This is a genomic window from Pseudomonas sp. GGS8 (assembly GCF_024168645.1).
In the GTDB taxonomy this organism is placed as follows: domain Bacteria; phylum Pseudomonadota; class Gammaproteobacteria; order Pseudomonadales; family Pseudomonadaceae; genus Aquipseudomonas.
The window spans coordinates 3,558,151-3,579,158 of the sequence record NZ_JALJWF010000001.1; the positions used below are offsets into that span (position 1 = coordinate 3,558,151).

At 60.5% G+C, this 21,008-nt stretch carries 22 protein-coding genes; 7 read left to right on the forward strand and 15 right to left on the reverse strand.

What is annotated here, in order from left to right:
- Positions 1-111: 111 nt before the first annotated feature.
- The 4 genes from lapD to J3D54_RS16075 all read right to left on the reverse strand — a co-directional run bounded on the left by lapD (position 112) and on the right by J3D54_RS16075 (position 4,060).
- On the reverse strand, positions 112-2,052 hold the full coding sequence (lapD, locus tag J3D54_RS16060) for a cyclic di-GMP receptor LapD (RefSeq protein ID WP_253419950.1): 1,941 nt from the start codon (positions 2,050-2,052) through the stop codon (positions 112-114).
- Positions 2,053-2,074: 22 nt separating this feature from the next.
- A complete protein-coding gene (gene lapG, locus J3D54_RS16065; RefSeq protein WP_253419953.1) occupies positions 2,075-2,779 on the reverse strand; it encodes a cysteine protease LapG in 705 nt (234 codons plus the stop codon).
- Positions 2,780-3,066: 287 nt separating this feature from the next.
- A complete protein-coding gene (locus J3D54_RS16070) occupies positions 3,067-3,462 on the reverse strand; it encodes a YbaN family protein (protein ID WP_253419956.1) in 396 nt (131 codons plus the stop codon).
- 10 nt (positions 3,463-3,472) lie between these two features.
- Positions 3,473-4,060: a YecA family protein gene (locus J3D54_RS16075; RefSeq protein ID WP_007938492.1), complete on the reverse strand. Its 588-nt coding sequence runs from the start codon at positions 4,058-4,060 to the stop codon at positions 3,473-3,475.
- A 332-nt stretch (positions 4,061-4,392) separates the two neighbouring features.
- Between J3D54_RS16075 and recQ the strand changes: the two genes are divergently transcribed.
- The 4 genes from recQ (at position 4,393) to J3D54_RS16095 (ending at position 9,313) form a co-directional block, all read left to right on the forward strand.
- Positions 4,393-6,519 (forward strand): DNA helicase RecQ, encoded by a 2,127-nt coding sequence (gene recQ, locus J3D54_RS16080; protein WP_253419959.1) that lies wholly within the window; start codon positions 4,393-4,395, stop codon positions 6,517-6,519.
- 119 nt (positions 6,520-6,638) lie between these two features.
- Positions 6,639-7,073: a MarR family transcriptional regulator gene (locus J3D54_RS16085; RefSeq protein WP_007895007.1), complete on the forward strand. Its 435-nt coding sequence runs from the start codon at positions 6,639-6,641 to the stop codon at positions 7,071-7,073.
- A gap of 128 nt (positions 7,074-7,201) precedes the next feature.
- Positions 7,202-8,959, forward strand: a complete 1,758-nt coding sequence (locus tag J3D54_RS16090) for a FimV/HubP family polar landmark protein (RefSeq protein WP_253419961.1) — start codon at positions 7,202-7,204, stop codon at positions 8,957-8,959.
- 66 nt (positions 8,960-9,025) lie between these two features.
- Positions 9,026-9,313, forward strand: coding sequence for a SelT/SelW/SelH family protein (locus J3D54_RS16095; protein ID WP_253419964.1), 288 nt, complete (start codon positions 9,026-9,028; stop codon positions 9,311-9,313).
- Here the strand turns inward: J3D54_RS16095 and J3D54_RS16100 are convergent.
- Together J3D54_RS16100 and J3D54_RS16105 are read right to left on the reverse strand one after the other, a co-directional pair.
- Complete coding sequence (locus tag J3D54_RS16100; RefSeq protein WP_253419967.1) at positions 9,307-10,200, reverse strand: DMT family transporter; 894 nt, start codon at positions 10,198-10,200, stop codon at positions 9,307-9,309. The two genes, J3D54_RS16095 and J3D54_RS16100, sit on opposite strands and share 7 nt — an antisense overlap.
- Positions 10,201-10,299: 99 nt before the next feature.
- Positions 10,300-11,058, reverse strand: coding sequence for an AraC family transcriptional regulator (locus J3D54_RS16105; RefSeq protein ID WP_253419970.1), 759 nt, complete (start codon positions 11,056-11,058; stop codon positions 10,300-10,302).
- Between the two features lie 149 nt (positions 11,059-11,207).
- Between J3D54_RS16105 and J3D54_RS16110 the strand changes: the two genes are divergently transcribed.
- Positions 11,208-12,023 (forward strand): UDP-2,3-diacylglucosamine diphosphatase, encoded by an 816-nt coding sequence (locus J3D54_RS16110; RefSeq protein WP_253419973.1) that lies wholly within the window; start codon positions 11,208-11,210, stop codon positions 12,021-12,023.
- 142 nt (positions 12,024-12,165) lie between these two features.
- Here the strand turns inward: J3D54_RS16110 and J3D54_RS16115 are convergent, their stop codons facing one another.
- Together J3D54_RS16115 and J3D54_RS16120 are read right to left on the reverse strand one after the other, a co-directional pair.
- Positions 12,166-12,756, reverse strand: a complete 591-nt coding sequence (locus tag J3D54_RS16115) for an HD domain-containing protein (protein ID WP_253419975.1) — start codon at positions 12,754-12,756, stop codon at positions 12,166-12,168.
- Positions 12,757-12,855: 99 nt separating this feature from the next.
- On the reverse strand, positions 12,856-13,167 hold the full coding sequence (locus tag J3D54_RS16120) for an Mpo1-like protein (RefSeq protein ID WP_253419978.1): 312 nt from the start codon (positions 13,165-13,167) through the stop codon (positions 12,856-12,858).
- 158 nt (positions 13,168-13,325) lie between these two features.
- On the opposite strand from J3D54_RS16120, the gene J3D54_RS16125 reads away from it, so the two are divergent.
- Positions 13,326-14,387, forward strand: a complete 1,062-nt coding sequence (locus tag J3D54_RS16125) for an AraC family transcriptional regulator (protein WP_253419980.1) — start codon at positions 13,326-13,328, stop codon at positions 14,385-14,387.
- Here the strand turns inward: J3D54_RS16125 and J3D54_RS16130 are convergent.
- Positions 14,344-15,798: a TrkH family potassium uptake protein gene (locus J3D54_RS16130; RefSeq protein ID WP_253419982.1), complete on the reverse strand. Its 1,455-nt coding sequence runs from the start codon at positions 15,796-15,798 to the stop codon at positions 14,344-14,346. The genes J3D54_RS16125 and J3D54_RS16130 overlap by 44 nt on opposite strands.
- 122 nt (positions 15,799-15,920) lie before the next feature.
- Between J3D54_RS16130 and J3D54_RS16135 the strand changes: the two genes are divergently transcribed.
- Positions 15,921-16,487, forward strand: a complete 567-nt coding sequence (locus J3D54_RS16135; protein WP_253419984.1) for an NAD(P)H nitroreductase — start codon at positions 15,921-15,923, stop codon at positions 16,485-16,487.
- A 122-nt stretch (positions 16,488-16,609) separates the two neighbouring features.
- Here the strand turns inward: J3D54_RS16135 and J3D54_RS16140 are convergent, their stop codons facing one another.
- From J3D54_RS16140 to J3D54_RS16165, 6 genes are all read right to left on the reverse strand, one after another.
- Positions 16,610-17,950, reverse strand: a complete 1,341-nt coding sequence (locus tag J3D54_RS16140) for a HAMP domain-containing sensor histidine kinase (RefSeq protein ID WP_253419986.1) — start codon at positions 17,948-17,950, stop codon at positions 16,610-16,612.
- Positions 17,951-18,125: 175 nt separating this feature from the next.
- Positions 18,126-18,575 carry a Spy/CpxP family protein refolding chaperone gene (locus tag J3D54_RS16145; RefSeq protein ID WP_253419988.1) on the reverse strand — a complete coding sequence of 150 codons (450 nt, stop codon included), beginning with the start codon at positions 18,573-18,575 and terminating at the stop codon, positions 18,126-18,128.
- A gap of 282 nt (positions 18,576-18,857) precedes the next feature.
- The gene (locus tag J3D54_RS16150; protein ID WP_008010984.1) at positions 18,858-19,535 is read right to left on the reverse strand and encodes a response regulator transcription factor; all 678 of its coding nucleotides are present in this window, start codon (positions 19,533-19,535) and stop codon (positions 18,858-18,860) included.
- Between the two features lie 7 nt (positions 19,536-19,542).
- Positions 19,543-19,953 carry a hypothetical protein gene (locus tag J3D54_RS16155; protein WP_018929933.1) on the reverse strand — a complete coding sequence of 137 codons (411 nt, stop codon included), beginning with the start codon at positions 19,951-19,953 and terminating at the stop codon, positions 19,543-19,545.
- A gap of 109 nt (positions 19,954-20,062) precedes the next feature.
- Complete coding sequence (locus tag J3D54_RS16160) at positions 20,063-20,362, reverse strand: YciI family protein (RefSeq protein WP_253419990.1); 300 nt, start codon at positions 20,360-20,362, stop codon at positions 20,063-20,065.
- Between the two features lies 1 nt (position 20,363).
- Entirely contained in the window at positions 20,364-20,960 is a 597-nt protein-coding gene (locus tag J3D54_RS16165; protein WP_064619571.1) for a septation protein A, read from the reverse strand.
- Positions 20,961-21,008: the final 48 nt, after the last annotated feature.

Consider the following 21,008-nt stretch of genomic DNA (forward strand, 5'->3'; position numbering starts at 1 on the left):
GCTTCCCGATTGGGCGGCACCGATACGGAAGGATTAGATAGTCGGCGTGAGTGTTTGCCTACTGTCAGATCTGACAGGTGCACACAGGTTTTAGACGAGTGGTCGTACCGCTCACATCGGCTCCGGCGGCCCAATCAGCCTTCCCATCACCCCAAACACCCCCAACTCCCGAATCACCTCCAGCTCCCCTTTGGTCTCCACCATCTCCGCAATCAACGGCAGATCAATGCTGTTGGTCGCCCGGTATATCGCATCGATAAACAGCCGCTTGTCACTCTGCTCATCGATGTCCCGAATGTAGGCACCGTCGATTTTCAAGTACGCCAACCCCAGCTGCGTCAGGTTGCCGATCTGGCTGAAGCTGCCGCCAAAGTGCTGCAAACCGATGCGGTAACCGGTGTTGAGCAGGCTGTGGCTCAGGCGTTGCAGTTCTTCGGGGGGCGGCAGTTGGCGTTCGTCGATTTCCAGGGTCAGCAGCGGCGCCAGTTCCGGCAGTGATTGGAGTATGTCGCAGATCAGTTTCAGCTGGGTCTGATCGCGCAGGGTGCTGCCGGACAGGCTCAGCGCGAGCGGCCAGCGGTTGGCGGCGAGGTATTCGAGGGTGGTTTCGAGCATCGCCAGATCGAACCGCGCCGACCAGCCGAGACGTTCGATCCACGGCAGGAAATGCCCGGCGGCAATGGCCTCGCCTTGCGGATCGAGCAGGCGTGCGAGGACTTTGTGGTGCAGCACTTGACTGGTGTCGGCGCATTGCACCACCGGTTGGAAATACAACTGCATCTTGCCTTCGGTCAGCGCGTCGTCGATCCAGTTGCGCCAGTCATGTTGGGAGTGGTTCGGCGCAGTGTCGGTGTGAGCCAGATATATCCACGGCCGCTCGGGATGCTGCTGCGCCTGGGTCAGCGCTTGATCGAGGCGCAGCAGGACTTCGCTGGCCGATTCGCCGGGCTGATAAGCGACCACACCCAGGTGCGCCACGGGCATGCAGTCGCTGGCGCCGGTCAGGCGCAGGTTTTCCAGGGTAGCGCTGATTTCCGAGGCGAGGCGGGCCGCGCCGGTGCTGTCCAGGCCCGGCGTCAGCAGGCTGAATTCGCCGCCACGATTGCGTGCCGCCAGCCAGGTACGCCGCTCAGGTGGTTGCGTCAGGCGCTTGAGCAATTCGCCGACGGCACTGATCAGGGCATCGGTGCGCTGGCCACCCAAGCGTTGATTGAGGCCGATCAGGTCGTTGATCCGCAGCATCAGCAAATGACCGTCGCGGCTTTGCTCGCAAACCTGTAATTGGTCGGCCAGTTGTTCATCCAGCAAGCGCCGGTTGGCCAGGCCCGTGAGGGGGTCCTGATAGGATTCGGCGCGCAGTTTTTCGCTGCGGGCGGCCTCTTCGGCGAACAGCGCTTTGAGTTTTTCGACCATCTGGTTCATGGCCAGCACCACGCGTTTGAGCTCCGGTGTGCGCGGCAATTTCGGCAAGCTGCGGAACTCGCGTTTGCTGATGGCTTCAGCCTGTTTGACCATGTTGTCGAGCGGGCGCAATTGCCGGCGCAACAGCCAGCCACCGAACACGGCACTGAGCAATCCACAAATCAGCAGCCAGATCAGGCTGCCGAGGGTGCTGTCCCAGAGTTTGGCCAGGGCGAACTGCGGGTTACTCAGCACTTCGACCCGTGCCGTCTGCTCCCAGCCACGCGTGACCAGCGCATCGCCGCCTTGTGGGCGCAGGTTCACCAGGTTGACGAACCAGCCCGGAACGCCCTCGATTTGCGCCGGTGCGCTGCGCTCCACCAGCACTTGTTCATTCTCGATGTTGATGATCCGGATGCTGCTGAAATAGCCGCTGTCGAAAATAGAACTGACCATCAATTCGATCATTGCCGGGTCGTCGATCTGTGCGGTCAACGACAGACCCAGCGCGGTGGCGGCGTCCTGGGCGTGGGAGCGCAACTGGGTGAGCATCTGTTCGCGAGAGCTTTCCAGGCTGACAAAAAAACTGCCGCTGAAGGCCACCAGCAAGAACAGGCAAATGGCGAGAAACAACTGTTTGCGCAGTGACATAAAACGCTCCTTGCTGTGGCGGCTAGCCTTCGCCCACGGCGAACCCTTCGATTTGCATCTTTCTCAATACGTCTTGCCAGCGCGACAGTTTTTTCGAGTCACTGCTGCGTTTGCCGCCATTGACCCCCAAGTACAGACCTTCGGCGTTGAAGGCGTACACCGGCAGCAAGTCTTTGCGCTGGGAGGCGGGGCGGATTTCGTCGATCAGGTTGTCCAGCACCAGCGGATCGGCTGTGGGACTGCTGTAAAAGGTCAACACCATGTGCGCCTGGTTCCGGGTCAGGGCCTTGACGTAGGTGATGCGCAGTTTTTCGCTGGGAATCCCGAGGTGACGCAGGCTGAAATATTTCGCCAGGGCGTAGTCTTCACAGTCGCCTGCGGCTTTGATCAAGGATTCCACGGGCGTGGCCCAGTAATCGGTCTGACGCCAGATGCGCATGTCATCCTGAAAACTCAGTTGCTGATTGAAGAAATGATTGACCGCGTTCAGTTGTTCGCGCTCAGGCTGGTTGCGTTCGCTATGCAGTATTTGGCTCCAGGCCTCGATCCGCCCCCGGGCCGGACCAAGGGGGCCGTAGCGTTTTTCGGCCGTTTGCAGAACCAGCGCAAAATCCCAGTCGGCCCAGACACTGCCCAACCCGGCCAGCAGAAAACTCGTCAGCAGCAGCCATCCGCCGAACCGAAGTCGGAGCGTTGACCATCCTGGACTACGCGGACTGCGGGACATGTCTGGCTGCTCGGGTGCAGATGCCTGAAGTCTAGGTGGTGTTTACGGCGGGGGCGGACAGATTGTCGGGCTGCCTTTTGTGGCAAGGGGGCTTCAGTAGTGAGGGGGCTTTTGTGGCGAGGGGGCTTGCCCCCGTTCGGCTGCGCAGCAGTCGTAATCCACTCTGCGTGGTGTGTCAGGAGAAATTCGGTCTGCCGGATTGGGGTCGCTTCGCAACCCAACGGGGGCAAGCCCCCTCGCCACAGAAGCCCTATAGCCACAGAAGTGAACTGGCCACAGAAATCGGGTCAGGGTTTATGCAGGGTTTTCTGTTTGAGGATGTAGATCGTCACCAGCACCGCACTGGTCAGCATGAAGCCGCGCGCCCATGGCAGGGGCACCAGGTAGCAGGAGAGCAGGATGCTCGTCCACATCAACCCGATGGTGTAGACCTTGCCCTTGAGCGGAATGCCGTTGCCGTCCAGATAGTCGCGAATCCACGGGCCAAGCCGTGGATGTTCAACCAGCCAGCGATAGAAACGTGGCGAACTGCGGGCGAAACAGGCAGCCGCCAACAGCAGGAACGGTGTAGTGGGCAGCACCGGCAGGAAAATCCCGATCACCCCCAGCGCTACGCTCAGCCAGCCGATGGCCAGCAGCACGTAGCGCAACATCAGGGGGCGGTGGCCTATGGGGTTGTCCATAGGCAAAACCTTAGTGGTGACGTGGCTTGAGGATCGCCGGTTTTTCGTCTGGCGCGTTGCACAGCAGGTACAGCGCGGTCAGGGCTTCCGGGATCTGCACGATCATGTCGTCCATCAGGTTGGCGTCGGCCGCGATGTCGGAAAACTCAGGCTGTTCGTCGAACAGACCCGAACCGACCATGATCGGCAACAGCATTTCACTGACTTCGTCTTCAGCGGTTTCGAACCAGGCCGCTTCGCGCAGGAACACGCCTTCCATGAAACCGATGCACCAGCCGCGCAGGTCGGAATCGTCCGGGTCATCGCCCAGGTCGAGATCGCATGGCAGCTCGAACTCTTCGTCGGACGCCAATTGGCGGGCGATGTGAGCCTTGAGCAGTACCAGGGTGGATTCGATCGCTTCACGCTCGGTGTCGTCGGCGTAATGCGGCTCTTCGGCGAAGAGCGCGTCGATCCATTCACGGTCGGGAACGCTTTCGGAACAGATCGACAGCGCAGTGAGGTAGCCGTGGGCGGCCACATAGTCCAGCGCCTCGTCATGCAGCTCGTCGGCGTCGAGGAAGACTTGCAGGCGGGTTAGTTGCTCAGCGAAGGACATTAAAGGGCTACCTTGGGGAATATACGATGCGGGAATTCTAGGCCTTCTTGAGCGCACAGGCCAGCCGCGCGGCATATTTGCTCCCCTTGTCACCTCCCGGAACACCGCAATCCTTGTGGGAGCGAGCCTGCTGTGCATTGGCTTTCGTATGTCTTATCAGCGGCGCCCTTTGCAGGGGAGGGCTCGGGTATACTCGCGCGTTTTGTGATGCCCTGCTGGCGTTACGGCTGAAATATGCAGCGTCATGCAATGCGCACTTACGATTTGTTTGTGCAGCTTTCGTGGTTCTGAACCAGCCTTGCAGGGATGTTTCGGTGATTTTTGGAGTTTTTATGCTCGAACAGGCTCAACGCGTCCTCAAGGACATCTTCGGCTACGACAGTTTCCGTGGCCGTCAGGGTGCAATCATTGAGCGCGTGGCCAGTGGCGGCGATGCCTTGGTGCTGATGCCTACCGGGGGCGGCAAGTCGCTGTGCTTTCAGGTGCCGGCGCTGCTGCGCGAGGGCCTGGCGGTGGTGGTGTCGCCGCTGATCGCACTGATGGACGATCAGGTCGCCACCCTCGAAGAGCTGGGCGTTGCGGCGGCGGCGTTGAACTCCACGTTGAGCGCTGAGCAACAGCGCGATCTGGCGGCGCGGATCAAGCGCGGCGAGGTGAAAATGCTCTATCTCGCGCCTGAACGCCTGGTTCAGCCGCGCATGTTGGCCTTTTTGCAAAGTCTCGAAATCGCCCTGTTCGCCATCGACGAAGCGCACTGCGTGTCTCAATGGGGTCACGACTTCCGTCGCGAATACCTGCAACTGGGCCAGTTGGCGGAATTGTTCCCCAATGTCCCGCGCATTGCCCTGACCGCCACCGCCGACAAGCGTACCCGGGAAGAAATCGTCGATCGCCTGCATTTGCACAATGCCGAGCGTTTCCTGTCGAGTTTCGACCGCCCCAACATTTTTTATCGCATCGTGCCCAAGGAACAGCCGCGCAAGCAGTTGTTGGCGTTTCTCGCCGAACGGCGCAGTGATGCCGGTATCGTTTACTGCCTGTCGCGCAAAAAAGTCGACGAAGTGGCGGTGTTCCTCAGTGAGCAAGGCTTCCCGGCGCTGCCGTACCACGCCGGTCTGGCCAACGAAACCCGGGCGCATCACCAGAAGCGCTTTCTCAACGAGGAAGGCCTGATCATGGTCGCCACCGTGGCGTTCGGCATGGGCATCGACAAGCCCAACGTGCGTTTTGTGGCTCACCTCGATTTGCCCAAATCCCTCGAGGCCTACTATCAGGAAACCGGTCGCGGCGGTCGTGACGGTCTGCCGGCGGATGCCTGGATGGCATACGGCCTGCAAGACGTGGTGATGCTCAAGCAGATGTTGCAGAACTCCGAAGGCGACGAGCGCCACAAGCGTCTGGAACAGCACAAGCTCGACGCCATGCTCTCGCTCTGCGAAGAAACCCGTTGCCGCCGCCAGACCCTGCTGGCGTACTTCGACGAAGACATGCCTGAGCCCTGTGGCCACTGCGACAACTGTGTCGACGGTGTGCAGACTTGGGACGCCACCGAGCCGGCCCGCCAGGCGCTGTCGGCGATCTACCGCACCGGTCAGCGTTACGGCGTCGGCCATCTGGTGGACGTGTTGCTGGGCAAGGACAACGAAAAGGTTCGCAGCTTCGGCCATCAGCATTTGTCGGTATACGGCGTAGGCAAAGCGCTGGGCGAAAGTGAATGGCGCTCCTTGTTCCGACAACTGGTGGCTCGCGGTCTGGCGGACATCGACCTCGAAGGCTACGGCGGGTTGCGCCTGAGCGATACCTGCCGGCCGCTGCTCAAGGGCGAAGTGACCCTGGAACTGCGCCGCGACCTCAAGCCGCAAACCACCGCCAAAAGCAGCAAGAGCCAGGCGAGCCAACTGGTTCGCTTCGAGGAGCGCGAACAGTGGGAAGCCTTGCGCGCCTTGCGCCGCAAACTGGCCGAAGAACATGGCGTGCCGCCGTACGTCATCTTCCCCGATTCGACGCTGCTGGAAATGCTCCGCAGCCAGCCGACCTCGCTGGCGGAAATGGCCACGGTCAGCGGTGTCGGCGCGCGCAAACTGGAACGTTACGGCGAGGCTTTCCTCGAAGTGCTCGGCGGTCAGGTCGAGGCCCCGAAAGTGGTGGCCGATGTGCGCCACGAGCTGATCACGCTGGCCCGGGCTGGCATGACACCGCTGCAGATCGCCGGTCAGCTGCAATGCTCGGAAAAGAACGTCTACACGATGCTCGCCGAGGCCATCGGCAAGCAGCAGCTGTCACTGGAACAGGCGCTGGACCTGCCCGAAGAGTTGATGGGCGAAGTTCAGGACGCCTTCCTCGATGGCGAAGGCGAGTTGCCGCCGGTAGCGGAGATCGCCGCGTTGTTCGCAGGGCGGGTGCCGGAAGGCGTTTTGTATTGCGTACGTGCAGCGCTGCAGTCGGAGTTCGAAATTTGAATGACCTGTTGCGCAGATGTAACGATTCAGTACAGAGCAAACCTTGCCTATAGCCAAAGGTCATGCTTAGCTGACTAATAATTAGTTTTTCTCTATTTCAGTCTAACCATGAGTGTTTTATGCCGTTAACCGATCAACACCGCTTTGGCATGCAACTGGCCCAGATGTCTCGGGGCTGGCGTGCCGAACTGGACCGCCGACTGGCTGGCCTGGGTCTGTCCCAGGCGCGCTGGCTGGTGCTGCTGCACCTGGCGCGTTTCGATGATGCTCCCACCCAGCGTGAACTGGCGCAAAGCGTTGGCGTCGAAGGGCCTACCCTGGCTCGACTGCTCGATAGTCTGGAAAGTCAGGGCCTGGTGCAACGCCAATCGGTGCTGGAAGACCGTCGGGCGAAAAAAATCGTCCTCTGTGCCCCGGCCCGGCCCTTGATCGAACAAATTGAAACCATTGCTACTCAGCTGCGCCACGAATTGTTCGAAGGCGTTGATGAGGCGGATTTGAAGGTCTGCATGCGTGTCCACGGGCACATCCTGGCCAACCTGGAAAAATCTTGAGGCACAACCACGCGTCGGACTTTTGAGATACCCCGTTGGGCAGACTATAAAGAACTACTAGGCAATATCGTGTTCGTACCGGATGTGTGAATGCATACAGGTTGGTTCTGGTTATTTAAGGGATGCTCATGCTCGAGAGTTGGAGCGTTGTATTGCGGTGTTGCAGCAGGCTGCTGTTGGTCGGTGGTGCCGTCACTTACTCGGCATTGGCCCCTGCGCTAGGCTTGGGTGAGATCACCCAGCATTCGGCGTTGAATCAGCCATTCAGCGCCGATATCGCCCTGCTGGATGTCGGTGGTCTGGGGGAAGGGGAACTGTCGGTCAGCCTGGCGACGGCGGAAGAATTCAGCCGCGCCGGTGTCGAGCGGGTGTTCTTCCTTAATAACCTGAAATTCACGCCGATCCTGCGGGGCAACCGCAACCTGATCCGGGTGACTTCCAGTAAACCGGTGAAGGAACCCTTCCTGAATTTTCTGGTGCAGCTCAACCAGCCCAACGGGCGTTTGCTGCGCGAGTACACCGTGCTGATCGATCCGCCGGGTTCGCCGGGAATTGTTCCCATCAACGACGACCTTGCGCCGAGCCCTCAGGACTCCGCGTTCCCGTCCGTCGAACCGGCTGTTGCACCGCCACCTGCCGTGACGAGTTCTGCGCCCAAGCCAGACATCGATAAACCAGCCGTCGCGCCAGCGAGTGATCCAATTGCCGAACAACTGGCCACCAGCGTGCTGCAAAACCAGCAACTGCAAAAGACCATCGATGAACTCAATGCGAAGCTACAGGCGCAGGACGAGCAGATCGCCGTTCAGAAAAAACAGGTGACTGAGCTGCAATCCCAACTGGCGGAAATCAAACAGGCGTCGGCGGCGCCTGCCGCACCCGAAGTGCCGGCGCCGGTTCCGGTGGTTGTCGAGACGTCCGAAGCATCCCATTGGCCGCTGATCATCGGGTTGCTGTCGTTGGTGGCCCTGGTGTTGCTCGCCGTGTTCATTCGCCGTCAACGACAGCAGGTACAGGCCTTGCCCGAGCCACTACCCGTGCAGCCGTCGCGTCATGAACCGGTGCTTAACCGCACAGCAGAACCGGCCAGGCAAGCCACTCAGGCGCAATCGGTAACCGGATCGGCTGATGAGACTGCCGCAGGCGACGTGCTGGAAGGGGTTAGTATCTACCTCGCCTATGGCCGTTTGTCCGAGGCCGCCGGATTGTTGCGAGAGGCATTGGTCAAGGAACCCCAGCGCACCGATCTGGCCGTTCAGCTGCTGGAGGTTCTTGGTAAACAGGGTGACGTGCAAGCGTACGACGCGCAGGAAAGTAGCCTGCGTGACGCCGGGTTTGACGCACAGCAACTTCAGGACATCCGCAACCGCCATCCGAAACTGATCGGCGCCATGCCGGTGGCCAGCGCCGTGGCAGTGGCTCCGTCCACGCCTGCAATCCCCGAGGCGGCACCAAGCGATGAGTTCCAGTTGAACCTCGACGACCTGTCGATGGATGCGAACTGGGACCTGATCAGCCCCTTCGACAACTCACCGTCCAGCGCCAAACCGTCGAATGAGCCACCACCGGCAGACGAGCCGGGGTTCACGTCGAATCTGCATGTGTTGCCCGATGTCTTCGAAATACCCGACGAGCCGACGCTGGACGAGACCTTTCTCAACGAATTCAGCGATCTCGGCCAATCGCTGGAGCTTGAACCGCTGAGTGCAGAGTTGATGGATCTTGAACCGGCCGCGCCGAGCAGCGCGGGCAAACTCGAACAGGCCCAGACCTGCATTGACGACGGCGACCTGGACAGCGCCATCGAGCTGCTGAACGAGTTGCTCAAGGAAGGCGACGAGCCACTGAAGGAGACGGCCAGAACGCTGTTGGCGGGTATTCGCTGAAGATCAAAAGATCGCAGCCTTTGCGGTTATTATGGCAACCCCTCAGGCAGAGGAGTTTTGCCAATCATGACCGCACGTAAACCGGAAATCGTCATCACCTACTGCACGCAATGCCAATGGCTGTTGCGCGCCGCCTGGCTGGCCCAGGAACTGCTCAGCACCTTCGGCGACGACTTGGGCAAAGTGTCCCTGGTGCCCGGCACCGGCGGGGTGTTCCACATTGTCTGTGACGATGTGCAGCTCTGGGAACGCAAGGCCGACGGCGGTTTCCCCGAGGCCAAGGTGCTCAAGCAGCGGGTCCGCGATCAGATCGATCCGGACCGCGACCTGGGCCACAACGACCGCACTCAGTGAGACGGGGCTTGCCTGGCAACGGTCTTTTTGCTTGAACTGCCCGACAACCGGCTGGAGACCACGATGGCCACGATGATCAACGCGCCGCCGACCAGCATGCGCAGCGTCGGGTTTTCATCGAACAACAACCAGGCCAGGGTGATGCCGTAAACCGGCTCCAGGGCAAACACCACTGACGCGGTCCGGGCCTTGATCACCGCCAGGCTGGCGACGAACAGGCTGTGAGCGACGCCGGTGCAGAACACCCCGAGCAGGCCAATCCACAGCCAGTCGATGGCGCGTACTTCGCTCAACTGCGGCATCGCCACCGGCAGCAGGCAGATCGCAACCACTACGTTCTGACACAGCGCCGCCTGCACTGGCGGGATTCGCCCGGAGCTGGCGCGGTTGGTCAGGGACAGCAGGGAGAACAGCAAGCCGGAGGCCACTGCCCACAGCAGGCCGGTGGTGGCGCCGCTGGCCAGATCGAAGTCCGGTGTGACCAATACCAAACCGATGCTGACCAGCACCACCAGCAAGATTTCATTGGCGCGGATGCGCTCGCGGAAAATCAGCCCTTCGAGGATCACGGTAAACGCCGGGAAACTGGCAAAGCCCAGGGTCGCGATCGCCACCCCGGCCACCTTCACCGCCATGAAGAAACTCACCCAGTGCCCGGTCAGCAGCAAGCCGCTGAGCAACAGGCGGCGCCAGTCCACGGCGTCGAGTGCCTGCCAACGGGTATTACTGGCGAACCGGGCGAAAAACGCCAGGGCGAGGACAGCAAACGCGGCACGACCGAACACGATGATCGCCGGGGAGGCGGCGGCGAGTTTGCCGAACACGCCGGTCAGGCCGAACATCAGTGCACCGATATGCAGAGCGCCAAGGGCGGTACGGGGAGTCATTGCAGTCCTTGAAAAACGTATCGAGTCTGGCCGACAACACCGTCGGCAACTCCTGCATTGAATCGTGCTCAGCCGGTTATGTCTGTCGCCAGACTCGCGTCATTTGTCGCCAGCCTCGCGGCGCAATTTACCGGGTGAAGCGCCGAACTCACGCAGCACTGCTGCGGCGAATGCGCTCTGGGAACTGTAGCCGACCCGACACGCGATCTCGCCAATGGGCAGCGCCGAATCGCGCAACAAGCGCACGGCGATGTGCAGCCGGCGACTGCGGATGTAGTCCATCGGCGTTTGCCCGCATTCCGCCACGAACCGCGCGTGCAAGCGAGCGCTGGACAGGCCGGCAATGCGCGCCAGATCGGCGACTTGCAGTGGATAGGCCGCGTATTGATCGATGTGAGCATTGAGCGCTGCATACGGCAGACGCCGACCGCCGACCGTGTCGGGCTTGGCGTTGTTGAGGCTGGCCAGCAGCAACACCGCGCCTTGCTGGGCGATCAGCGGATCGCTGATCGGGCTGCCCGCCAACCAGCTCACCAATTGGCTTTGCCCGGCGTCCAGCGACAGACGCCCGGCATTGTCGAGCAAGCGGCGGCTGGCCTCGGCGTGGTCCCCCAGTGACTGAGATACCCACTGATCGCTCGGCACATCCAGCACCAGACAACGGCTGCCATGGGCACTGTCGCAGGCATGATGCGCCCCGGACGGCACCACCACGAAACTCTGCTGCACCACCTGACTGCCACGCCCCTCGACCTCGAAGTCCAGCGCGCCTGACAGCCCGAATACCAGTTGCGCGTAGTCGTGGCTGTGGACGATCAGGTCGTGGGTGTATTGGCGCAATGTGAGGATCGGTCTCATCGCAGGTCTCGTGGCGATATTGATGAGTGAAGCCGCCAGTCTACACCGAGGCCCCGCGTTCGCGCGTTGTCACAGGACTGACTTGCAATTGTCATGGGCAATTAACCCGACCGGCGCAAGCTTGCCAAAACTTGTCCAGAGGGTTGCCCATGACCAGCGCCGAGCTCGCCAAACCCAGCCGTAAGCAACGTGTGCGGACCTTATGGATTTCCGACGTGCATTTGGGCACCCGGGACTGCCAGGCCGAACACCTGTCACAGTTTCTCAAGGGCTACCATGCCGACAAGATTTACCTGGTCGGTGACATCATCGACGGCTGGAAGCTGCGCAGCGGCATGTATTGGCCCCAGGCGCACACCAATGTGATTCGTCGCTTGCTGACCATGAGCAAGCGCGGCACAGAAGTGATCTACGTGACCGGTAACCATGACGAATTCCTGCGCCGTTATTCGAAACTGATGCTGGGCAATATCCAGTTGGTGGACGAAGCCGTGCACGTGACCGCCGATGGTCGTCATCTGCTGGTGATTCATGGCGATCAGTTCGACGTGATTACTCGCTATCACCGCTGGCTGGCGTTCCTCGGCGACTCGGCCTACGAATTTACCCTGACCCTCAACCGCTGGCTCAACCATTGGCGGGCCCGTTATGGCTACGGCTATTGGTCGTTGTCGGCGTACCTCAAGCACAAGGTCAAGACCGCCGTCAGTTTCATCAGCGATTTTGAGGAAGCCATCGCCCACGAGTGCGTCAAACGCGAGTTGCACGGCGTGGTGTGCGGGCACATTCACCATGCCGAGATTCGCAAGGTTGGCGAGGTGGACTACCTCAATTGCGGGGATTGGGTGGAGTCGTGTACGGCGCTGATCGAGCATTGGGATGGTTCGATCGAGTTGTATCGGTTGGCCGATGCGCAGGCGCGGGAGGCGGAGTTGAAGGCCATTAAAGTCGCGGATCCGGCTTAAAAAACAGGTGTATTGGTCGACCCCATCACGGGCAAGCCCGCTCCCACAGGATTGTGGTGGTGCACCACTTTTTTGAACACTGCAAAAACCTGTGGGAGCGGGCTTGCCCGCGATGGACCGCGCAGCGGTCCCCCCGGATCCATCAGGCCGGCGTATGTTCTTCCATCGCCGCCTTGTAAATCGAATGCTTCGGCTGCGCAAACAACCGCTCCATCATCGGTTCGAAAAAGCTCAGCGGCAGGGTGTCGTACGCCGGATCAAACGCCGCCGCATCGTACCGGGCGCAAAATTCGATCGTCGTCCGATACTGCGGATGAGCACTGAATTGCTCGCGCAGATGCCGGTCCATGCCCAGGTGATGGAAAAAGTAATAGCCCTGGAAAATCCCGTGCTTTTCCACCATCCACAGGTTCTCGGCACTGACGAACGGCTTGAGGATCGCCGCGGCGATGTCCGGATGGTTATAGGAGCCCAGCGTGTCGCCAATGTCATGGAGCAGGGCGCAGACCACGTACTCTTCGTCACGACCATCGCGCCAGGCGCGGCTGGCGGTTTGCAGGGAGTGGGTCAGGCGATCCACCGGGAAACCGCCGAAATCACCCTCCAGCAGCTTCAAATGCGCCACGATCCGTGTCGGCAATTGCCGGGCATAGGCACTGAAATCTGCGGCGATGATCGCCCAGTCTTCCTGTGTGCCGTCCTGCATATGGGTAAAACCGGCGCGGGCATTCATCGGCTATCCTCTTGGTCTTATCGAAAGGGATGGTTGGAGTGTAGGGCTTGGATCCAGCGCTGCACTGGCTGCACAGGACGCTTTTGTGGCCAAAGGAGCCTAGAGCGGCACGCGACCTACAATCATGTCGCGGTACATGACGAAATCGCCGAGCAGGCTGTAAAGAGGATGCCGAAAGGTTGCAGGACGATTCTTCTCGAAGAAGAAATGCCCGACCCAGGCAAAACTGTAGCCGGCCAGCGGCAGGGCCAACAACAGCCACCATGCGCCTTTGGCGATGGTCAGCGCCAGAATGAAAATAACCAGCGTGGTGCCGACAAAATGCAGTCGTCGACAAATGCTATTGCGGTGTTCGCTGAGGTAATACGGGTAAAACGCAGCGAAGCTGTTGAAACGTTTGATGTTCTCCACGACTGCGATCTCTGTGGTGTGTGTGCAGGCGACAAGTTGCGCTGCGGGTAGCCTATTTAAGTCTAGAGTGATCAGAGGCATCAGCCAGTGACAATAGGCGCCACTTTAGTATCCTTCGGAATTGGGTCGTGGCATGCGGCCATCACGTAGTAAACGCCATGAGCGAACGAACGACTTCTGCAAGCTGGGCGATGGGGATTGTCAAAGCACTGGAAATGGACGGCCTGGATTGCCGGGTTTTGTTCAAGCAGCTAGGGCTCGACTATGCGGCACTGGATGATCCGGATGCGCGCTTCCCGCAAGATTCAATGACGCGGCTCTGGCAGCGCGCGGTCGAGTTGTCCGGCAACCCGGCGATCGGCCTGAACATGGGCAAGGTGGTGCGACCGGCGTCCCTGCACGTCGCTGGTTATGCCTTGATGTCCAGCCGGACCCTGGCCGAAGGCTTTCAGCGCCTGGTGCGGTATCAGCGAATCATTGCCGAAAGTGCTGACCTGAGTTTGCGCGTGCTGGATGAGGGTTATGCGCTGATTCTGACGGTGCATGGCGACCACCTGCCGCCGACCCGACAAAGCGCTGAAGCATCGATGGCCTGTGCCCTGGCGTTTTGTGGCTGGTTGACCGGGCGCACGCTGCATCCGCGCAAAGTGCTTTTGCAGGGCGATCACCCCGTCGATCTCGAACCGTATAAGCAAGCCTTTCACGCGCCGATGATGTTCAACGCGCCCTATGACGCCTTGATCTTCGACCGCGCTGACCTGGAGGCGCCGTTGCCCACCGCCAACGAGGCCATGGCGCTGCTGCATGACCGCTTTGCCGGTGAATACCTGGCGCGGTTTTCCGAGAGCCGTGTGACCCACAATGCGCGGCAAGTGGTGTGCCGCCTGCTGCCCCAAGGCGAACCCAAGCGCGATGCGGTGGCGCAGGCGCTGCACCTGTCACAACGCACTTTGCAGCGACGCTTGCAGGAAGAGGGCACGAGTTTTCAGACGTTGCTCGATGACACGCGGCGTGAACTGGCCGAGCAATACCTGGCGCAACCGAGCATGACGCTGCTGGAAATTGCCTACCTGCTGGGGTTTGCCGATCCGAGCAACTTCTTCCGCGCTTTCCGACGCTGGTTCGACACCACCCCCGGTGAATACCGGGCGCGGCTGACGGAAGCGCTCAAGCCGGTCAGTGACGCCAGAACGCAGGGATACACAGAACAAACACCGTAATGATCTCCAGCCGGCCCAGCAGCATGCCGAACGAGAGAATCCACTTGGCGGCGTCCGGCAGGCTGGCGAAGTTACCCGCCGGGCCAATGGTTTCGCCCAACCCCGGGCCGACGCCGGACACCGTGCTGGCCGCACCGGTCAGGGCGGTCATCCAGTCCACGCCGAGCAGCGACAGCAGTAGAGCGATCACGCAAATGGTGATGGCGAAAAAGAACGAAAAGGTCAGGATCGAACGTACGATTTCTTCGTCGAGACGGTGGCCGTTGTACTTCTGCTTGATCACCGCGCGCGGGTGAATCAACTGGTTAAGGTTGGCCTTGAGCAGAATGTAGGCCACCTGGAAGCGGAAAATCTTGATCCCGCCAGCGGTCGAGCCCGAGCAGCCGCCAACAAACCCCAGATAAAAGAACAACATCAGCGAGAAGTTGCCCCAGAGGCTGTAGTCCCCCAGTGCAAAACCTGTCGTCGTCACCACCGAAGTGACGTTCAGCGCCACATGCCGCAAGGCCTCCAGCCAGTGCAATTGGGTGGTCCACCAGTACCAGGTGCCGAGCACCAGCCAGGTCACCAGCAACATGCCGAGCAAGCCTTGCACCTGTTCATCCTTGATCAGCGCCCGACGGTTACCGCGCAACGTGGCCACATACAGGGTGAACGGCAGGGCGCCAAGAATCATGATGATGATCGCGACCCAATGCACCGCAGGCTCCGGCCATTTGGCCAACGACTGGTCGGAGGTCGAGAAGCCTCCGGTAGAAATCGCTGACATCGCATGGTTGATGGCGTCGAACGGGCTCATCCCGGCCCACCAGAACGCCAGGCTGCCGAAAATGGTGATGCCGACGTAGGTCGCAACGATCAAACGCGCCACCATGTGCGAACGAGGCATGACCTTTTCGGAACGGTCTGATGACTCGGTCTGAAACAGCCGCATGCCACCGATGCGCAGCAATGGCAGAATCGCGACCGCCATGCCGATAAAGCCGATCCCGCCGATCCAGTGCAGCAATGAGCGCCATATCAGGATGCCGGGAGACATGGTGTCCAGGCCCGTGAGCACCGTCGAACCGGTGGCGGTGATGCCGGACATGCTTTCGAAGAACGAATCGGTGTAGCTGATGTGTTGGGTCAGCAGGAACGGCAGGGCGGCGAAGATGCACACCACCAGCCAGCTGCTGACGGTCAGCAGGTACATGTCTCGAGGGCGCAGATGGATGTGTTCGGGGCGCCCCGGAATCACCAGGGCCAGGCCGGCGACAAAGGTAATCATGCTGGCCCAGAGGAACGATGGCAGGTCGCTGGTGTGCTCGAAAATCACCAGGGTGGCCATCGGCACGACCATGGAAATTGCCAACGTGATCAGGAAGATGCCGATGATGAAACCAATGATCCGTAAGGTCGGCAACGCCATGAAGTCCGCTCGGGCTGAAATAGGGAAGGGCGCCATTCTACCTGCGGGGCAGGTCATGTAAACCGGCAGCCCTGTGGCGGATACCGCTAGAATAGGCCGACATTTTTTTCAGGAGGTGGCCGATGCAGGCTCTCGACGCTTTGCTCAACCGTGTTTCCGTTCCACGACTGCTCGATCCGGCGCCCACTGCCGAGCAACGCGAAGTGCTGTTTGCCGCCGCGATGCGCGCGCCAGACCACGGCCATTTGCAGCCTTGGCGCTTCTTGACAGTCGAAGGCGCGGCGCGCGAGCAAATGGGCGAGTTACTGGCCGAAGCGGCGAAGCTGCAAGACAGCGAGGTGTCGGAAGCCGCGCTGGACAAGGCCCGTAACGGTCCGTTGCGTGCACCGCTGGTGGTTGTGGTGATCGCGCGATTGCAGGATCACGTCAAATACCCCAAGTCCGAGCAACGGTTGGCGGCAGGCTGTGCGGCTCATGGAATTTTGCTGGCCGCTTACGCGCAAGGCATTGGTGCGGTATGGCGCACCGGTGAGCTGGCCTATTCGCCGCATGTAGCCAAAGGGTTGGGCCTGGCGGAAGGGGAGGAGGTGATTGCGTTCCTTTATCTCGGTACGCCGCAGAAAGAACCGCGTGTGGCGGAGAAGGTTGATCTGGCCGAGTTTGTCAGCGCCTGGCCGGGTAGTCACTGAGGAAACGATTCTCCTGTGGGAGCGGGCTTGCCCGCGATAGCGGAGTGTCAGGCACAGAGATGTTGACGGTGCCGCCGCCATCGCGGGCAAGTCGAATCGTCGCACCGCCGCTCCCACAGGGTTCAGGGTTGAACCACTGCCCCCGGTACCAACGGCAATTCCAGGCTGGCAATAAACCCGCCCCCAGGGTGATTGGCCAGCACCAGACTGCCGCCATGCCGTTCCGCCGCGCGACGCGCAATGGCCAGCCCCAGGCCATGCCCGGCCGTTGTCTGCCCCGGTGCCCGGTAGAACGGCTCCCCCAACTGATTCAAATGTTCGGCCTCTACACCGGGGCCGTGATCGCGCACGTTGACCACAATCCTGTCACCCTGACGCGACGCCTGCATTTCGATCGGTTGCCCGACCGGGTTAAAGCGTTGGGCATTGCGCAGCAGGTTGTCCACGGCGCGTTCGATCATGGTCGGCCAACCTCTGAGGTTCAGTTGCGGCTCGGCCTCAAGGCGCACGTTCTGCTCCGGCGAACTTAGCTGAGCATCCTTTTGCAGGGTATTGAGCAGTGCATTGAGATCCACCTCTTCGGCACTGGCGTTGTCGGCATCGACCCGCGCCAACACCAGGATTTCGCTGATCAGTGCTTCCAGTCGATCGCACTCTCGGGTCAGGCGCGGCCAGAGTTTTTCCCGCTCCTGGGGATTGGCTCGCTCGGCCAGTGCCAGCGCAATACGCAGTCGGGCCAAGGGCGAACGCAATTCGTGGGACACGTCGCGCAGCAATTGCCGCTGACTGCCGATCAGGCTTTGCAGACGCGCGCCCATGCGGTTGAAGTCGTTGGCCAGCACACCGAATTCATCGCGGCGGTTGGCCAGTTGCGCCAGGCTGTTTTGCTGATACGTCGTCTGCCCCAACTCATGCACTGCGCCACGTAAACGGCTCAGCGGTCGGGTGATGGAAAAGGTCACCAGCAGGCTGAACAGGGTCAGCACCACCAGGGCGATACCCAGCGCACTCAACGGCCAGAGCAGGCTTTCCCGGTGCCAGGCGTCCAGTTCCGGGTGTGGAATGCGGTAGATCAGCAGGTAGGTGTCGCCCGTCTTGGCGCTGGTGTATTCATCGGTCAGGCGCCGCCATGGCAGGCGTCGATCATCGTTTTGCTGGCGTGCTTCGAAGGCGGCCGCACGCCGAGGAAAGGTGCCGCGTACTACCGGGTCCCCCGCCTCGTTGAGCACCTGAACGTCGATGTGATACTGGCGCTTGCGCTGCTCCAGGATGTCCTGGGCGGCTTCTTCGCCCTGGCTTTCGTAGGTTTGCGTCCACTGTTCGGCCAGGGTGTTGAGGCCCGGGTGCCGACTGAGAATCCACGCGTCCTGGTTGAGCATGTGCCCCAGCAAAATGGAAAGCCCTGCAACCAGAGCGATGGCCAGCCAGAAGCTGGCCAGGATACGCCAGAACAATGAGCGCACAGAAAATCCTCGAACAAGCCCAAATCCATGTGGGAGCGAGCCTGCTCGCGATAGCGTCAGCACATTCAACATCAACGTGTCTGAAAGAACGCCATCGCGAGCAGGCTCGCTCCCACATTAAATTGAGTGGCATCAGACCCAACGGTGGTTAGCCGTTGGGTCCAGGGTTGACGCATTATTGCGCTTTTTGTGCTTTTTGTGCTTTTTGCGCTTTCCAGGCCTTGAACTCGGCCCATTCGGCGCGACGCTCAGCTTGTTTCTTCTGGATCTCGTCGAATTGCTTCTGTTGATCCGGTTTCAGCAGGGCGCGAACGTCGGCTTCGGCTTTCTTGTGCTTGGCCTCCATCTCGTCTTTCAGGGCTTTCTGGTCAGCTGGCGAGAGTTTTTCCAGGTACTTGTCGACCAGTTGCTGACGCTCATGCATCTGCTCGCCCATGATTCTACGGATCTGCTCGCGCTGTTCGCGGCTCAGGTCCAGTTGGCTGTAAGGGCCTTTACCGTGCATCTGACCGCCGTGGCGTGAGCCGTCCATGTGATCACCCATCGGGCCTGCGCCTTCAGGCATAGCCATGGCAACGGTCGGCAGGGCGGCAGCAAACATCAGAGCGATAAGAGTCTTGCGCATGGTGTGTATCTCCTTGTCTCGTTCCCGGTACGTTCCGGATGTGTGCAGATTACGCAGATCAAGGTCAACGGCGGTCAGCGGAGCGTAAAGCTTGGGTAAAGACGGTTTTTTGCCTTGCTGACAAAACTCCACAGCCACCAGTCTGTGGTGGGGGAGCTGCTGTGGCGAGGGAGCTTGCTCCCGCTGGACTGCGTAGCAGTCCCGCTTTTGGGGCCGCTTCGCAGCCCAGCGGGAGCAAGCTCCCTCGCCACAGGTTGCGCTTATCCAGTTCTTTCTCGGTTCTTACAGGCTGTAGTAGTAACCGCGACTGCGTAGGGCCACGATGCGCGGGCGGCCGTCGGGGTGTGGGCCGATTTTTTTACGCAGGTTGCTGACGTGCATGTCCAGGCTGCGGTCGTACAGGGTCAATTTGCGACCGAGGGCGATTTGCGCCAGTTCCTGTTTATCCAGCGGTTCGCCAGGCTGCTTGAGCAGGGCTTCGAGCAGGCGGCTTTCGGAGACGGTCAGAGTGAACTCCTGCTCATCGATGCTGACCACCCCGCGCACCGGGCTGAAGCACAGGTCGCCCAATTCGAGCTGGCTGGAGACGGCCGTCGGATGGCTGCGGCGTAACACCGCACGCAGGCGGGCGGTCAGTTCCCGTGGGTCGCATGGCTTGGCCAGGTAATCGTCGGCGCCCAGTTCCAGGCCGAGGATGCGGTCCAGCGGTTCGCCACGGGCCGACAGCATCAGCACCGGCAAATCCGGATGGTCGCTGCGCAGTTGCTTGAGCAGTTCCAGGCCACTGCCGTCGGGCAGCATCACGTCCAGCACCACCGCCGCCGGAGACGTTTCGGCCAGCGCGCGCCGGGCGCTCTGGCCATCATGGCAGGCGCGAACCTGAAACCCTTCCTGGCTCAGCCAACTGCTCAGGAGCTCACACAGCTCCTGGTCATCATCAATTAGTAACAGCTCGCTCATGACTCACTCAATTTAGCCATTGCCTACGTTTTCTGGTGGCACCACTGGCGAAGATACCGCAGAGCAGGGCCAATAGCGCTACTGCGGCCCCGATAACGAACCACTGCTGCTGATCGGTCAGCAGGCGCGGTAACGGGCTGGCCAGGGCTTCCTTGAGTTGCAGCTTCAGGCGCTGATTCTCCTGGCGCAACCGGCTCAGCTGGGCGCTTTCGCGCTCGCCATCGGTGGTTTGCAATTGTTTGCTCAGTGTTTCTCGTTGCTGCTCGCTTTCTTTCAAGCGCTGCTGCAACTCGGTGATCTGGCTGCCGGCGCTCAAGGACAGCGGCGTCGAATTACCGCCATTGGCGCTTTCTTCACCATGGGCGGGCGCCATGATCGACAACGTCACCAACATCAGACACAACGGACCTTTACGCATCGCAACTCCTGATTCCAATACGAGTATTGGGCAGGTTGTCGGCCGGTAAACGAGAATAATGAGCGTTGAGAGCGCGATGAACCGACAAGGTTCATCGCGCTGAAGGAGTTTACGGCAGGACTTGCTTGAACGGCTTGACCAGAACATTGGCGTAGACGCCTGCGGCAATGTACGGATCGGCGTCGGCCCAGGCCTTGGCGGCGCTCAGGGATTCGAATTCGGCGACGATCAGGCTGCCGGTGAAACCGGCCGCGCCCGGATCATTACTGTCGACCGCCGGGTGTGGACCGGCCAATACGATACGACCTTCGCCTTTGAGCACTTGCAGGCGCTCCAGGTGCGCAGGCCGTGCGGCCAGTCGGGCTTCCAGGGAGTTGGCGACGTCTGTGGCAATGATTGCGTAAAGCATGTCAGTCCTCGGTTTTTGGCGTTGTGGTGTCGGCATCGTGCAAGTGGCGGGACAGGTAGATGCCCTGGCCGACCAGGAACAGCAAAGTCATGCCCAGGCTGCCGAAAACCTTGAAGTCTACCCAGTAGCTCTGGAAGGTGAACGCGACGAACAGGTTGGCGGCACCGCAAAACAGGAAAAAACCGATCCAGGCGATGTTCAGACGGGTCCAGATTGGCTCCGGCAGGGTCAGCGCGTGGCCCATGATGCGTTTGATCAGCAGTTGGTCACCGACAAAGTGGCTGCCGATGAACGCGAGGGCGAACAGCCAGTTGACCACCGGGGCTTTCCATTTCAGGAAGGTCTCGCTGTGGAACGCCAGGGTCAGGCTGCCGAAGACCAGGCAGGCAATGAGGGTCAGCCACTGGCTCTTCTCCAGCTTGCGCTGCTTGATGTACAGCGTGCCGTAGACCACCAGGGAGCTGATGATCAGCATCGCGGTGGCGCTGTAAATACCACCGACAGACAGTTGATGACCGCCAATGTCGACGACCCGCGGGTCGATTTTGAAGACGATGAAAAACAGCAGAAGCGGGATGAAGTCGATGAATTGTTTCACAGTGGCAGCCAGAAGCAGGATGTGGCGGCATAATAACAAACATATTGA